A 13,761-nucleotide genomic window follows, 5' to 3' on the forward strand; every position below is an offset into this window, starting at 1 on the left:
TATTACTGAATTTTGCCGCATTTTTCGGCCAGAACCAGTTCAGCAATTACCCCGGGGGCCTATGGCTTATTCTCATCCTTTTTGGCGCGGCTGTGCGCGTTTGCTTTGTGCTTTGATCTTGTTGATTGGTTTGCCTGTGCAATTGGCGCAGGCGCACCCGCATATTTTTGCCGATGCACAGGTGGATGTGTTGTTTAATGAACAAGGCGAAATTGCGGGTGTGCGTCAGCGCTGGAATTTTGATGCGCTTTATTCAGCATGGGCCGTGCAGGGGCTTGATGTGGATGGCGATGGTGACGTCTCGCCCGAAGAACTTCAACCGCTTGCCGATGACAATATGATTGGGCTGGCCGAATATAGCTATTACACCTTTGCCGGCGAGGGGCGCGGCAATGCGGAAATCGCGCGCGGGCGGGATGCGCGCATGGTGTTTGATGGCACAAATTTGATTTTATCATTCACGTTGGACTTCACGGTGCCCGCGCCTGTGCGCGAGGCTTTTGAAATTGAAGTGGGAGACCCGGAATATTATGTGGCCTTTAACTTTGCCGAGAATGATGCGGCGCAATTGGTTGGTGCACCGGAAGGGTGCAGCCTGGAAGTAAACGGTCCACGCCCAATAGACCCATCGCTTGAGGAAGAATTGTTTGCGCTTGGCCCAGATGTGTTGCAATTGCCGCCGCATTTGGCAGAGGCCGCAAAGGATTTGGCCAACGTGCTGGTTGTGCGATGTGGTGACACAGCTGCGGAGGTAGCGCCCGCTGCGTCCAATGTAGGGCGCCGCGGTGGCAGTCCATTTGTGGCGCCGCCACGTGAGCCCAATTTAGGCGGTTCGACCACAGGGATTTTGGGGTGGATCAACACGCAGCAAAAAGCATTTTACCAAGCCTTGACCGAAGCGCTTCAGTTTTTGAAGGAAGACTGGAATGGCTTTTGGGCGCTCGGCGGCTTGAGCTTCTTGTATGGTGTGTTTCACGCCGCTGGCCCGGGCCACGGCAAGGTTGTGATCTCATCCTATATGGTGGCCAGTGAACGAGAATTGCGGCAAGGCATTTTGATCAGCTTTGCAGCGGCGATGATGCAGTCCATTGTGGCTGTGGCGTTCGTATTGATCGCTGCGGGGCTGTTGCGATTGACCAGTTTTGCCATGTCGGATGCGGCGCATTGGATGGCGGTTGGCTCTTATGCGTTGGTGATGTTGCTGGGCGTCTATTTGGTGTGGCGCAAGCTGGCACCGCGCTTTGGTGGTAAAGGCCATGCGCATCATCACCATCATGATCACAATCATCCGGATCATGATGCGGAAAGTTGCGATCATTGTAAGCACGCGCCCGAGCCGAAGCAGTTCGCAGGGCGCGATTGGAAAGCGCAAATTGGCTTGGTGATGTCCGTTGGGTTGCGGCCTTGTTCGGGCGCATTGGTGGTGTTGGCATTTGCCTTGAGCCAAGATCTGCTGCCTGCCGGGATCGCAGCCACCTTTTTGATGGGGCTGGGCACGGCGATCACTGTGTCCGTGCTGGCGAGCCTTGCAGTTTATTTCAAAGATTTGGTGCGGGCTCAGGAGGAAAAGGGCGGCAAGATTTGGGGCGAAGTGCTTGCCACTGCGGAGCTTGTGGGTGCCTTCACTGTATTTGGCTTTGGTGCTATTTTGCTGTTGAGTGCACTCTGGGGATAGGCCGTCCCGGGGGCAATCTACTCAACCAGAGGAGAGCATTATGGCGGTTTCAATCGGTATTATTGGTGGGTCAGGCATGTTGGGCGGCGCGATGTCCAGTGCGTTGCTTAGCCAACCAATAATTGAGGATTTGCAGCTTTGGATTTCAAACCGAAGCGGCAAAGTACCAGAATTTGAATCGCGTCAAAATGTTCATGTGACCAGCGATAACCAGCAATTGGTGGATGCATGCGACATTGTTATTCTGTGCGTACTGCCAGCTCATTTTGCTGATCTTCAGATTGATGCGGCCAAATGTTTGGTGATTTCTGTGATGGCGGGCGGTACGGTACGTGACTTGCAGCAAGCAACGGGATCGTCGCGTATTGTTCGCGCCATGAGCAGCCCAGCGGCAGCGCTGAGCTTGGCCTATTCGCCTTGGTTTGCAAGTGCCGATGTGTCGGCGGCAGATAAGGAGATGGTGACTAAGATCTTCAGCGCGCTTGGGACTACAGATGAATTGACTGTTGAAGCGCATCTCAACCATTTCACAGCGATGACCGGCCCTGTGCCAGGTTTTGTAGCTTATTTTGCGCAATGCATGGTGGACCATGCGGTGAAACAGGGCATTGCCCCTGAAATCGCCGACCGAGCTGTGCGCCAATTGTTTTTGGCCAGTGGCCGCATGTTGGCTGAGGATGAGGCAACGCCTGCTGAACAGGTGCAAGCGATGGTGGATTATGCAGGCACCACCGCTGCGGGCCTTACCAATATGATCGATTCCGATTTATCCGATGCGATCAGCGCAGGGTTGACGGCGGCGGCGCGAAAAGCAGAAGAGATGTAGCGGGAGGCGTAAAAATGGGTCACAAAATTTATGCCATGAGTTTCAAGAGCGTTTACCCGCATTATGTGACCAAAGCGGAACGCAAGGGGCGAACGCAGGCAGAAGTGGATCAGATCATTAGCTGGCTAACGGGTTATGATCAAAAGCAGCTAGAGAAACAGCTTGCTGAGGCGGTGAGTTTTGAGACCTTTTTTGCTGAAGCGCCGAACATGAATGCCAATCGCAGCCTGATCAAAGGCGTTGTGTGTGGCATACGGGTGGAAGAGATTGAAGAGCCTCTGATGCGTGAAATCCGCTATTTGGATAAGCTGATTGATGAGCTGGCGCGGGGCAAGGCGCTGGAGAAAATTTTACGCACGGCCCAATAAAAGTTGCAAAGGGATTGGCACGAAGAATTTGGTTTTCTATGGTGCTGTAAACGTTTGCAATCTTTAAATTGGGAGAGTGGCCATGCGAATCTTATTTACAGGTGGTTCGGGTAAGGCGGGCAAATATGCAGTGGCACATTTGTTGGCGCAGGGGCACCGTGTATTGAATGTGGATCGTGTGCCGCTCGATTTGCCGGGTGTTGATAATCGGTTGGCGGACATCACGGATGCCGGACAGATGTTTGACGTGATGCAAAGCTATGCTGACTTTGACGAACTGGAGCCGGGCACGGGCGTGCCGAACTTTGATGCGGTTGTGCATTTTGCGGCGGTGCCGCGCATTTTGATCACCTCAGATAATGAATGCTATCGCGTCAACACCATTGGCACTTACAATGTGATTGATGCCGCGCTGCGGGCCGGGGTGAAGAAGATCGTGTTTGCCTCTTCGGAAACCACTTATGGGGTGTGTTTTGCTGATGGAGAGCGCAAGCCCGACTATTTGCCGTTGGATGAAGAGCATCCGGTGGTGCCCGAGGATAGCTACGCCATGTCAAAAGTGGTGAATGAGGTGACCGCGCGCAGTTTTCAACAGCGCAGTGGTGCGGATATTTATGGGCTGCGCATCAATAATGTGATCGAGCCGCACGAATATAAAGAGAATTTTCCAGCGTACATTAAAGACCCAGCCTCACGGCGGCGAAACTTTTTCGCCTATATTGATGCACGCGACCTTGGTCATATGGTTGAGCGATGCCTTTTGACCGATGGATTGGGTTTTGAAGTGTTCAATGTTGCCAATGAGGATCATTCAGTTGGTGAGCGGACCCCGGATTTGATCGATCGGTTTTATCAGGGCGTGCCCTGCGCCAAAATGGGCGAATATGAGAGTTTTTTCTCAATCGCGAAAGCGAAGAAAATGCTTGGATTTGCGCCCAAACATAGTTGGCGTAATGAACTAGGCGAACCGGTCTAACTTAGTACCCATCGAGATGTGGGCAGCCGGGTCGCTGCCCATTTTGTTTCGGCTAGGCAATTTCGGGCAAAGATAGAATTGTTGTGTCTGCGCCAGCGTTGCGTAGCGCATGAACCTCAGCCAACTCAGGGTCTTGCAGCCATGCTGTAAGGTGGTCTGGGGTTGGGAATTCCAGCACCACACCTCTTGTTTCGCCATGCGGGGTTTGCAGCGATAGGCTGCCTGGCCCACCGGCGATGGCTTTGCCCTCATGTTTTGCAACAGCGGGGCCGCCGACTTTCAGATATGCGGCCAATTTCTCTTGGTCTTTTACGACCAGCGTGATCAATGCGTAATGTGCCATTTGTCTCTCCTTCAGTGAATGAAGGTGAAATAGCAGGGATTGACTCTGTGCGAAATTCGCTATCTGAGTACAATTCATGTACGAAAATAATAGTCTGGTTGCGGATTGGGATATATTGCGGTTGGTGTTGGCCATTGATCGCCACGGTGGTGTGGCGGGCGCGGCACGGCATATGGGGGTGACCCATGCAACCATATCGCGGCGATTGGCACGCGCAGAAGCAGATGCGCAGATTGTGTTTTTTGAACGGTTGCCAGCTGGGTTGAGGTTAACCGCTGCGGGGCAGGTGGTTTTAGACCATGCGCGCCGTGTCGAACCAGAATTTCACGCGCTGGAACGCCATTTGGTGGTGCATGAGGAAGGGATGAGCGGCGCGATCCGCCTCACCATTCCTCCCGCCTTGCTTGATGCGCGATTGAGCCAAAGTCTGGCAATTTTTGCGCACGATAATCCAAGTGTACTTTTGGAATTTGTTGGCGACAACAGCTTGCTCAATTTGCATCAACGCGAAGCTGATCTGGCCATACGGGTGACGCGGAAGCCGCCCGAAACCCTTTGGGGCCGGAAACTGACCGGACAGCAAGCTGGTTTTTATGCCTCCGCCGATTGGTTGGCACAAAGTGCATTGGGCGCGGGTGATTTGACCAGTGATGTGCCGATCATCTCATTTCATTCTTGGCCGGAGGCCATACCCAAGAAATTGCGGGAGCAATGCCCGAATGTGCGTGTGGCCGCACGTAGCGAGGATATGATTGCGGCGTTGCAATTGGTGAAAGCTGGTGCGGGGCTAACAAGAATGCCGAAAGTGCTGGGCGAGGCACATCCAGAATTGCAGCACGTGGCTGCGTTGGGTTGGGAAAGCTATATGCCCATTTGGATGCTGATCCATCCCGAACTGCGCAAGGCAAAGCGCATCGAATCGCTGATGAAACATCTAGCGGTGCATTTTGAACAGAACAGACATTGTTATATCGTTCTTGATGATTAGATAATTTTATCTCCCGAAAGCTGGAAGTTTTTCCAATCGGTCAAATTCGGTTGCGGCTGTCACAAAACTGTCATAAACTTTTCGCCATCATGGGCGGGCGACATATTTCGCACCTCATGCGGAGGACCTCGACGAAGACCAGTGCAGCTAATGTCAAAAAGCTGAAACAAAGACTGGCTTATAACCGGGGCATCATAAACTTTGGAGGGTTCTATAAAATGAAAAAACAGGCTTTAGCGCTGACGCTAGGCATGGCAATGGCCAGCTTTGCAGCGCCTGCATTGGCGGATTTCTCGCTCAAGATTTTGCATATTAACGATGTGCATTCACGCATTCAGCCGATCAACAAATATGATTCGAGCTGCGGTGCAGAAGATAATGCCGCTGGTGAATGTTTTGGTGGCATGGCCCGTGTGGCGACTGCCATTGAAACCCGTCGCTCCGCTTTGGAAGGCGCTGGCTTCAATGTGTTGACTTTGGATGCGGGCGACCAATTCCAAGGGTCTTTGTTTTACACCACATTTAAGGGCTCGCTTGCTGCTGAACTGATGAACATGATCGGTTTTGATGCGATGGCGGTGGGCAACCATGAATTTGATGACGGGCCAGAAAAACTGGCTGAGTTCGTTGATGCCGTTGATTTCCCGGTTTTGTTTGCGAATACAAATCTGGCAAATGAGCCTTTGCTAAAAGGCAAAATCCCCTCCCATATAGTGAAAGAAATTGATGGCGAGAAGGTCGCGATCATCGGTGTGTTGGCAGAAGACACAGCGGAAACGTCTTCACCGGGCGACAATGTGCCATTTATCCAGGCCGAAGACATTTTGAGAAAGTTGGTGACCCAGCTTGAGGCTGATGGCGTGAACAAAATTGTTCTGCTGTCTCACGTCGGCATCAACCGCGATATTGCCATTGCAGAGGCCGTTGATGGCATTGACGTGATTGTGGGCGGCCACTCGCACACATTGCTGGATGAATATCCAACAATAGCGCAAGCGCCAAATGGCAAAAATGTACCGATTGTTCAGGCCTATGCTTATTCAAAATATTTGGGTGAGCTGAGCGTGACCTGGGACGACAATGGCGACGTTGTTGAAGCTGAAGGTGCACCATGGTTGCTAGACGCTCGCGTGCCAGAAGATAAAGAAATGGCTGCCCTTATTGAGGAAAAAGCGGCTCCGCTTGAAGAAATCAAAGCGCAAGTTGTGGGCAACAGCCTTGGCCAAATCAATGGCGATCGCAATGTGTGCCGTGCCGAAGTTTGCTCAATGGGCGTGTTGGTGACAGAAGCCATGTTGGACCGCACGAAAGACCAAGGTGTTCAAATCGTGATTCAAAATGGCGGCGGTTTGCGCGCGTCTATTGATGAAGGCGAAATCACCATGGGCGAAGTGCTGACTGTGCTGCCGTTCCAAAACACGTTGGCGACCTTTGAGCTTAAAGGTGCTGATGTTATTGCGGCGTTGGAAAATGGCTTGAGCCAAGTTGAAGATGTTGCAGGTCGGTTCCCACAGGTTGCAGGCATGAAATATTCATGGAACCCAGCTGCCGAAGCTGGTTCTCGTGTTGTTTCAGTTGAAGTGATGCAAGCCGACGGGTCCTATGCTGCACTTGACCCTGAAGCCACATATGGTGTTGCGACCAACAACTATATGCGTTCAGGCGGCGATGGTTATAGCGTTTTTGAAACCAATGGCATGAATGCTTATGACTATGGCCCTGGACTTGAAGTTGTTGTTGCTGACTATATCGCCAAATTGGGTGGTGATTATGAGCCAACAACTGATGACCGCATCACCAAAGTTGAGTAAGCGGACATAATTTATGAGAAAGGGCGGCAATTGGCCGCCCTTTTTTTGTGAACCAGTTGCACCCAAATCGCGTTATGTGCTTATTGATCACAGGGGATCGATCAGGCAGGACAGGCGCGTTTGGACGCGCCATGTGCTTTGACCATCCCGATATAGAATTTAAGGGGCATTATGGTTTCGCATCTACCACCAGATCATCCGGAAGTTAAACCCAAAAAGATTGGCGTTTTGCTGCTTAATCTGGGCACCCCAGACGCAACAGACTATTGGTCTATGCGGCGCTATTTGAAGGAATTTCTCTCCGACCGTCGGGTGATTGAAATTCCCCGTGCTATCTGGTGGCCGATTCTCAATCTTATTGTTTTGACCACACGCCCGAAAAAATCCGGCGCGGCCTATGATAAGATTTGGGACAGGGAAAATGATGATAGTCCCTTGCGCGTGATCGCGCAGGAGCAGGTTGAAAAGCTTAGTGCGCGCTTGTCCAAACATGATGATGTGGTGGTGGATTATGGGATGCGATATGGCAACCCATCAACAGCTTCCGCTATCGATCGGCTAAAAGCGCAGGGCTGCGAAAAGATATTGCTGGTGCCGCTTTATCCGCAATATGCCGCCAGCACCACAGCGACGGCGAATGACAAAGCCTTTGATCACCTCAAAGAGATGCGGTGGCAACCAGCAGTGCGCACCGCACCTGCCTATTTTGAAGACCCTGCCTATATCGATGCGATTGCAAATTCGATCACAGAAGGCTTGGAAAATCTCGACTTTAAACCTGATCTGGTGATCACTTCTTATCACGGCGTGCCCAAAAGCTATTTGATGAAGGGCGACCCCTATCATTGCCAATGTTTCAAAACCACGCGTTTGGTGCGCGAGAAATTGGGATGGGCCGAAGATAAGATGATGGTAACATTCCAATCGCGTTTTGGTCCGGAAGAATGGCTGCAACCTTACACCGACAAGACGCTGGAAGAGTTGCCGAGCTTGGGCGTAAAAAAGGTCGCGATTTTAACCCCTGGATTTTCTGTTGATTGCTTGGAGACTTTGGAAGAGATCGCCATGGAAGGCGAAGAGCAATTCATGGAAGCAGGCGGAGAAAAGTATGGCTATATCCCATGTTTGAACGCAACTGCGCCCGGGATTAATGTGATTGAAAGTGTAGTGCGTCGCGAGTTGCAAGGCTGGATCTAGCCCGCTGCAATCGCCGCGCATAAACTGCTTTCCTTCCCCCGCCAAACGTTTCATAATGGACGCAATCATTTAAAAAAATTGCGTGAAGGAAAGCGTTATGGACGGGTTTTCAATAGCCATTATTGCGGCGGTCGTGCTGATCATTCTGGTGCTTGTTGCCGGGGTGAAGATTGTGCCACAGGGGTATAATTATACGGTGGAGCGCTTTGGTCGCTATACCCGCACATTGACGCCGGGCCTTAACATCATTGTGCCTTTTGTTGATGCCATTGGCCGCAAAATGAACATGATGGAACGCGTGTTGGATGTGCCTTCGCAGGAGGTTATCACCCGCGATAACGCCACGGTCAAAGTCAATGGCGTCAACTTCTTTCAAGTGATGGATGCGGCAGCTGCCAGCTATGAAGTCAATCAGCTCGAAGTTGCTATTTTAAACCTCACCATGACCAATATCCGTACGGTGATGGGGTCTATGGATTTGGATGAATTGCTGTCCAACCGTGATGAAATCAATGCACGGTTGTTGCATGTTGTTGATCAGGCCGTGTCGCCATGGGGGGTGAAAACCACCCGTATTGAGATCAAGGATATTGATCCGCCGGCTGACTTGGTGGAAAGCATGGGCCGCCAAATGAAGGCAGAGCGGGAAAAGCGCGCCACTATTTTGGAAAGTGAAGGCCGTCGCCAAAGCGCGATCTTGGAAGCGGAAGGCGAAAAGCAATCGCAGGTTTTGGAAGCGGAAGGCCGCAGGGAAGCAGCATTCCGCGATGCGGAAGCGCGCGAACGTGCGGCGGAAGCGGAAGCGAAAGCGACGAAAATGGTGTCCGAAGCGATTGCCGCTGGCGATGTGCAAGCGGTAAACTATTTTGTAGCCAATAATTACATCAGCGCGCTGGAAGCGATTGCCAAATCACCAAACCAAAAAGTTTTGATGATGCCGCTTGAAGCTGCAAATGTGATCGGGGCAATTGGCGGCGTGGCTGAAATTGCCAAGGAGGCTTTTGGCGAGCCAACAACGCAGAAGCGCTCATCCTCCCGCGTGCCAAGCGGTGGCAATAAGGAGGGCTAAATGGATCTGGTCAATTGGTTCATTGAGCTGGGCCCTTGGGCTTGGATTGTCGGTGGCTTTTTGCTTCTGGGTGTTGAATTGCTTGTGCCGGGCGGCGTGGTCGTTTGGTTTGGCCTTGCCGCGATTGCGGTTGGCATTCAAGCCTTTACGGGCTTTTTAAGCTGGCAGTTTCAATGGCTGTTGTTTGGCGTTCTGTCGGTTATCGGCGTGGCGCTTTGGACTGTTTATTTTAAGGGTAATGGCGGTAAGTCTGATCGTCCGTTCCTCAACAAAAGAAGCCAGAAATTTGTGGGTGACACCTACACGCTTGATGAGCCTATCGTGAACGGCAAAGGCCGCATGAAAGTGGGCGATAGCTGGTGGCGTGTGGAAGGGCCGGATATGCCCGCGCAAACGCGCGTGAAGGTTGTCTCCGCGGAAGGCGTCGTGCTCAATGTGTTGCCTTTAGAGGCTCCAGCCACATAAGGCTTTTTGATTTAGAGGGGCTTTGGCCCCTCTTTATATTTTAAATATCCCACCACCATCATCAGCACCATGGCGGCAAATTGGGCTGCACCCACAATCGCCAGCGCGTGCCAAGGGCTGTAGCTTGTGGCGAGCCAAGCAGCCACGCCGAGCGCAATGGTTTTCATTGCAATCATTGCGGTTTGAAAAAAGGAAAGTACTCTGGCCATATATTGGTGAGGGACTTCTTCCATCAGCCATGAGTTGCGCGCAATGCGAATGGTGGAGTTGCCCCACCCCGCCAAACAGGCCAACCAAATGATGGTGAGCATGCTCGGCCAAATCACTTGGCTGATATACCATAGCGTAAAGCAGAGCATGGATATCACCATCAGGCTAAATGGGCTGAGCCGATTTGCCAGCTTGATGGAAATGGCCACGCCAATGGCGCCTAGAGCAAAGCTAATCTCAAAGAGCGCAAAATCTTCAATCGTGCCGTCCAGCATTTTCACCAGCAATACGGGCACCAGAAAATTGCCCGTTTGAATGCAGATATAGGGGCCAAAACTCACCAGAGAAATCAGGGTGAGGCGTGGCCGCTTCTTGAGGTAGCTGGCGGCTTCTCGGAGGGCGGACAATAAGGGCTTGTGTGTGTTTGGCGTTGGGGCGGCCGTTGCGGGCAGCAAAAATAGCAGCAGGCCGGACAGTAGAAATAGTCCCATGAGCGCCCAAAGGATAAATGGTGCTGAGAGGTGGGTGATCACCAGCGCCAAGCTGGCGCCCACGATCAGATTGCCTCCCTGGTTTTGCAGCTCAAAAATCGTGTTTACGGTGCGGAAATTGCGGCTTTCCAAAAGGGATTGGGCATAGGCGACGCGCGCGCTTTGATCAAAGGTGACAATAAAATTGACGAGGGTGAGGGTTAGCACCAAAGCTGCGGGCAATGTTGCAGGTGATAGGCTTAGAAACCCGGCAATGATCAACCCACCTGCGGCCAAAAAACGAATGCCGACAAAGCTGGATTTTCGATTGTTTCGGTCCATCCATGCACCAAGGGGCGGGCCAGAAAAGAAAATGACGATGTTCAATATAAAAGAGGCAGCGCCCAACAGTTCTGTGCCCCCCGGCATCTGCACGATAAGCCACGGTACGCCCACCAACATGAACCCTTGTGCCGTTGAGGTGATGAAGGTGCCGCCGATCAATAAGAACAGCAAGCTGGGTGAGAAAGGATGCGATTGGGCGGGGGTGGCGAGATGCATTTGCGACATAGGAACTCCTTTGTCGCTGGTCTATTGATAGAATAAGTGCCAGACAATTCCTGCAAATTGCACTATATTCATTCTTTAGTGGAATGAATAACTAGGATATTTGAGCGACAATGATGCGGCGAAGTGATCATTTACATCAGATGCAGGTATTCTCCGCAGTGGTGCAGCAGGGGAATTTTGCGAAAGCGGCTACACTTAAGCAATTGCCTGCCTCTTCGGTTAGCAAAACCATTGGCCAGCTTGAAAAACGGCTGAATGTCACGCTTTTTCGGCGTACCACGCGGCACATGGTTTTGACGGATGAGGGGTATCAATATTTGCGGATGGTGCAACGGGTGTTGCGCGATATTCAAGTTTCTGAAGACCGATTGCGCACAGGAGATGAAGTGCGCGGCACAATGCATGTTACGGCGCCTGTGGCGTTTAGTGAGCGCTTCTTGAGTGCATACATGCCGAGTTTTTGTAAAAAGTATCCCGAGCTGACAATCGATTTTGACACAGATCGACGCTATCTGGATTTAACCAGCCATAATATTGATGTTGCGGTGCGCACCTTGGCTGCAGGACAGGATTCGCCTTTTTATTCAGTGCCTTTGCTGCCCCATGTCAATTTTCTGGTGGCGTCGCCAGCCTATCTGAATAAGGCAGGTACACCTCAATCAATTGACGATTTGGCGCGGCATCACCTGCTCTATTTTGATTGGCCGCGCAAAATGAATGCCTGGCAGATGCAGTTGGGCAATGAGACGGTGCAGGTGGAAAGCGAAGCTGTATTTCGCACCAACAGCTACAAGATTTTAAATGAATGTGCCCTGCAAGGCGTAGGCGTTGCCAACTTGCCTGCCGATTATGCGATTGAACATTTACGCAGCGGGGCACTGGTGCATGTGTTGCCGGAGCTTATCGAGCACCGTGGGCAGCGTGTAGCGCTATATCATCAACGTCGTCGTGAGTCGGCAAAAACAGACGCGTTTTTGCGCTTTCTTGAAGAAAGTACAGCGCAACATCTTGCAGATGTCACCGCCTATTTGGATGATTTAAGGGCGTAGCTCGACCGGAACCGGAGGCTCTTCTTTCATCAGCAAAATCGAAATGCGCTGGTTGGCTGAAAGATAAGGATCGTTCGGGAAGAGTGGTTGGCTTTCGCCCTTGCCGACTACAGAATGGAACCGTTCTGACGGCATGCCAAACTCTTCCATCACCCGGCGCACAATGTTTGCGCGGTCGGTCGATAGGTCCCATTTGCCATAGGTTTGGGTCTGATAGATACCGCCCGAAGCCACATGGCCGGTTACTTTGACTTGGTTCGGCAAACTCTTGAGAATTGGCGTCATCACTTCAATGGCCTTGCGAGTCACCTCATAGGGGTATTTCGACCCCTCTGGGAACATAGCGCGACCTTCCTGATCCACGATCTGAATGTGGAGGCCTTCTTCGGTTTCTTCAATCAACAGATTGTCGGCAACGAACGTGATTTCAGGCAGTTCCTGCCAAGCTTGACGCAAGGTCGTGGTGGCCAAGGCAAATTGGCGGGGCTTTTCGACTTCCGAACGCTCGATATCGTGAGTGTTGGCTTCCGGACCTTGCTTGGTGCGGTCGTCATGCTGCTGTTCTTGGAATTCTGTTTGCGTGATTTCGTCTTCAAGCGTTAGTGTTTTCACATAATCGCGTTGCGGATTGCCATCGCGTTCGATGATGCCCGCGCGTTGTTCCACCTTGATCACGCCAAACGCGTCCTTCAAAGAACCGGCAACCACTTGCAGTTTCAACTCGTCCTGAATGGAGAAAGAAATAATCAAGACGAAGAAGCACACCAGAATGGACATGAGGTCAGCAAAGGTGACCAACCATTCTGGAATTTCGCTTCCGCCTGCTGCTTTTTTCTTTCTGGCCATTATGCTGTCCTAATGCTTGATCTTGTGCCTTAGGCGGCATCTTCAAGGTGATCGCGCTGCGTCTCAGGCAGATATGCGGTCAACATTTGAGTAATGAGGGCAGGGCTCTTGCCATCTCGGATCGACATGATGCCGTCAATGATCAGCGTCTGGTTGATCTCTTCCATTTCGAGCTTAGCAGACAATTTGTCGGCAATTGGCAAACACACCAGGTTGGCCAAAACCGCACCATACATTGTTGTCAACAAAGCCACCGCCATCGCAGGGCCAATCGCTGACGGATCTTCCATATTGGCCAACATTTGAACAAGGCCAACCAATGTGCCGATCATCCCGAAAGCAGGAGCGGCGTCGCCCAAGCTTTTGAACACGCGCTGGCCTTCAGAGAGGCGGCTAATATAGTGGTCGCGCTCAAGCTCCATCGCTTCGCGGATAAAAGCGGCGTCGTAACCATCGGCAATATATTGCGCGCCTTTGCGCAAATTTGGTTCTTCCACATCAACATTTTCCAGCCCGAGCGGACCAGAGCGGCGCACAATGTCGCCCATTTCAGCGATCTTTTCGATCAATTCGCGCGGGTCGACCTTTTTGTGGGTGAACGCCACTTTACCGCCTGTTGAAAAGGCACCAATAACACCAGCAAGTGGAAACCGAATTAGGGTTGCGGCCAAGCCACCACCGATCACAATCATCAATGATGGGGGATCGACAAACTGGGCGAATGACCCGCCCATAAAAATTGCGAGTGCGATAAATGCTGCACCGGCAAGCATGCCAATGATCGTGGCTAAATCCATGCGACCCTACTCCTTACTGCAACCCCGTTGGGCGCTAGGTCAAACTGAGGGTCAGTCTACCTTGTTAAGGCTAATCAGCTGTTAATGGCGCCTGTTAAGAA

14 protein-coding genes are annotated in these 13,761 nt (G+C 51.7%); 10 read left to right on the forward strand and 4 right to left on the reverse strand.

The window, feature by feature from the left end:
* The first annotated feature begins 61 nt into the window (after nt 1-61).
* The 4 genes from ACP15Y_RS13345 to ACP15Y_RS13360 all read left to right on the forward strand — a co-directional run bounded on the left by ACP15Y_RS13345 (nt 62) and on the right by ACP15Y_RS13360 (nt 3,845).
* Nucleotides 62-1,675: a DUF1007 family protein gene (locus ACP15Y_RS13345; protein WP_424983598.1), complete on the forward strand. Its 1,614-nt coding sequence runs from the start codon at nt 62-64 to the stop codon at nt 1,673-1,675.
* Between the two features lie 40 nt (nt 1,676-1,715).
* Nucleotides 1,716-2,501, forward strand: coding sequence for a pyrroline-5-carboxylate reductase family protein (locus ACP15Y_RS13350; protein ID WP_424983599.1), 786 nt, complete (start codon nt 1,716-1,718; stop codon nt 2,499-2,501).
* Between the two features lie 14 nt (nt 2,502-2,515).
* Nucleotides 2,516-2,869: a DUF2200 domain-containing protein gene (locus tag ACP15Y_RS13355; RefSeq protein WP_424983600.1), complete on the forward strand. Its 354-nt coding sequence runs from the start codon at nt 2,516-2,518 to the stop codon at nt 2,867-2,869.
* A gap of 82 nt (nt 2,870-2,951) precedes the next feature.
* Nucleotides 2,952-3,845 carry an NAD-dependent epimerase/dehydratase family protein gene (locus tag ACP15Y_RS13360; RefSeq protein ID WP_424983601.1) on the forward strand — a complete coding sequence of 298 codons (894 nt, stop codon included), beginning with the start codon at nt 2,952-2,954 and terminating at the stop codon, nt 3,843-3,845.
* 52 nt (nt 3,846-3,897) lie between these two features.
* On the opposite strand, the gene ACP15Y_RS13365 is transcribed toward ACP15Y_RS13360, so the two are convergent.
* Nucleotides 3,898-4,188 (reverse strand): DUF1330 domain-containing protein, encoded by a 291-nt coding sequence (locus ACP15Y_RS13365; protein ID WP_424983602.1) that lies wholly within the window; start codon nt 4,186-4,188, stop codon nt 3,898-3,900.
* A 76-nt stretch (nt 4,189-4,264) separates the two neighbouring features.
* Here ACP15Y_RS13365 and ACP15Y_RS13370 point away from each other — a divergent pair, with 76 nt between their 5' ends.
* The 5 genes from ACP15Y_RS13370 to ACP15Y_RS13390 all read left to right on the forward strand — a co-directional run bounded on the left by ACP15Y_RS13370 (nt 4,265) and on the right by ACP15Y_RS13390 (nt 9,718).
* Nucleotides 4,265-5,176: a LysR family transcriptional regulator gene (locus tag ACP15Y_RS13370; protein ID WP_424983603.1), complete on the forward strand. Its 912-nt coding sequence runs from the start codon at nt 4,265-4,267 to the stop codon at nt 5,174-5,176.
* A 218-nt stretch (nt 5,177-5,394) separates the two neighbouring features.
* Nucleotides 5,395-6,987: a bifunctional metallophosphatase/5'-nucleotidase gene (locus tag ACP15Y_RS13375; RefSeq protein WP_424983604.1), complete on the forward strand. Its 1,593-nt coding sequence runs from the start codon at nt 5,395-5,397 to the stop codon at nt 6,985-6,987.
* Nucleotides 6,988-7,158: 171 nt separating this feature from the next.
* Complete coding sequence (gene hemH / locus ACP15Y_RS13380; protein WP_424983605.1) at nt 7,159-8,184, forward strand: ferrochelatase; 1,026 nt, start codon at nt 7,159-7,161, stop codon at nt 8,182-8,184.
* 97 nt (nt 8,185-8,281) lie between these two features.
* Nucleotides 8,282-9,253 (forward strand): SPFH domain-containing protein, encoded by a 972-nt coding sequence (locus tag ACP15Y_RS13385; protein WP_424983606.1) that lies wholly within the window; start codon nt 8,282-8,284, stop codon nt 9,251-9,253.
* A complete protein-coding gene (locus ACP15Y_RS13390) occupies nt 9,254-9,718 on the forward strand; it encodes an NfeD family protein (RefSeq protein WP_424983607.1) in 465 nt (154 codons plus the stop codon).
* Nucleotides 9,719-9,729: 11 nt separating this feature from the next.
* Here ACP15Y_RS13390 and ACP15Y_RS13395 read toward each other — a convergent pair whose 3' ends face one another.
* On the reverse strand, nt 9,730-10,968 hold the full coding sequence (locus ACP15Y_RS13395; RefSeq protein ID WP_424983608.1) for an MFS transporter: 1,239 nt from the start codon (nt 10,966-10,968) through the stop codon (nt 9,730-9,732).
* 110 nt (nt 10,969-11,078) lie between these two features.
* On the opposite strand from ACP15Y_RS13395, the gene ACP15Y_RS13400 reads away from it, so the two are divergent.
* Nucleotides 11,079-12,017, forward strand: coding sequence for a LysR family transcriptional regulator (locus ACP15Y_RS13400; RefSeq protein ID WP_424983609.1), 939 nt, complete (start codon nt 11,079-11,081; stop codon nt 12,015-12,017).
* Here the strand turns inward: ACP15Y_RS13400 and ACP15Y_RS13405 are convergent.
* A complete protein-coding gene (locus tag ACP15Y_RS13405; RefSeq protein ID WP_424983610.1) occupies nt 12,006-12,863 on the reverse strand; it encodes an OmpA/MotB family protein in 858 nt (285 codons plus the stop codon). The two genes, ACP15Y_RS13400 and ACP15Y_RS13405, sit on opposite strands and share 12 nt — an antisense overlap.
* Nucleotides 12,864-12,892: 29 nt before the next feature.
* Entirely contained in the window at nt 12,893-13,660 is a 768-nt protein-coding gene (locus tag ACP15Y_RS13410; protein WP_424983611.1) for a motility protein A, read from the reverse strand.
* Nucleotides 13,661-13,761 lie beyond the last annotated feature (101 nt).

Source organism: Maritalea sp. S77 (assembly GCF_049801075.1).
GTDB lineage: Bacteria > Pseudomonadota > Alphaproteobacteria > Rhizobiales > Devosiaceae > Maritalea.

Excerpts from the sequence above, each read along its gene's own strand:
- ACP15Y_RS13345 (WP_424983598.1), top strand. The coding sequence starts at position 62 with ATGGCTTATTCTCATCCTTTTTGGCGCGGCTGTGCGCGTTTGCTTTGT.
- ACP15Y_RS13350 (WP_424983599.1), top strand. The coding sequence starts at position 1,716 with ATGGCGGTTTCAATCGGTATTATTGGTGGGTCAGGCATGTTGGGCGGC.
- ACP15Y_RS13355 (WP_424983600.1), top strand. The coding sequence starts at position 2,516 with ATGGGTCACAAAATTTATGCCATGAGTTTCAAGAGCGTTTACCCGCAT.
- ACP15Y_RS13360 (WP_424983601.1), top strand. The coding sequence starts at position 2,952 with ATGCGAATCTTATTTACAGGTGGTTCGGGTAAGGCGGGCAAATATGCA.
- ACP15Y_RS13365 (WP_424983602.1), bottom strand. The coding sequence starts at position 4,188 with ATGGCACATTACGCATTGATCACGCTGGTCGTAAAAGACCAAGAGAAA.
- ACP15Y_RS13370 (WP_424983603.1), top strand. The coding sequence starts at position 4,265 with ATGTACGAAAATAATAGTCTGGTTGCGGATTGGGATATATTGCGGTTG.
- ACP15Y_RS13375 (WP_424983604.1), top strand. The coding sequence starts at position 5,395 with ATGAAAAAACAGGCTTTAGCGCTGACGCTAGGCATGGCAATGGCCAGC.
- hemH (WP_424983605.1), top strand. The coding sequence starts at position 7,159 with ATGGTTTCGCATCTACCACCAGATCATCCGGAAGTTAAACCCAAAAAG.
- ACP15Y_RS13385 (WP_424983606.1), top strand. The coding sequence starts at position 8,282 with ATGGACGGGTTTTCAATAGCCATTATTGCGGCGGTCGTGCTGATCATT.
- ACP15Y_RS13390 (WP_424983607.1), top strand. The coding sequence starts at position 9,254 with ATGGATCTGGTCAATTGGTTCATTGAGCTGGGCCCTTGGGCTTGGATT.
- ACP15Y_RS13395 (WP_424983608.1), bottom strand. The coding sequence starts at position 10,968 with ATGTCGCAAATGCATCTCGCCACCCCCGCCCAATCGCATCCTTTCTCA.
- ACP15Y_RS13400 (WP_424983609.1), top strand. The coding sequence starts at position 11,079 with ATGATGCGGCGAAGTGATCATTTACATCAGATGCAGGTATTCTCCGCA.
- ACP15Y_RS13405 (WP_424983610.1), bottom strand. The coding sequence starts at position 12,863 with ATGGCCAGAAAGAAAAAAGCAGCAGGCGGAAGCGAAATTCCAGAATGG.
- ACP15Y_RS13410 (WP_424983611.1), bottom strand. The coding sequence starts at position 13,660 with ATGGATTTAGCCACGATCATTGGCATGCTTGCCGGTGCAGCATTTATC.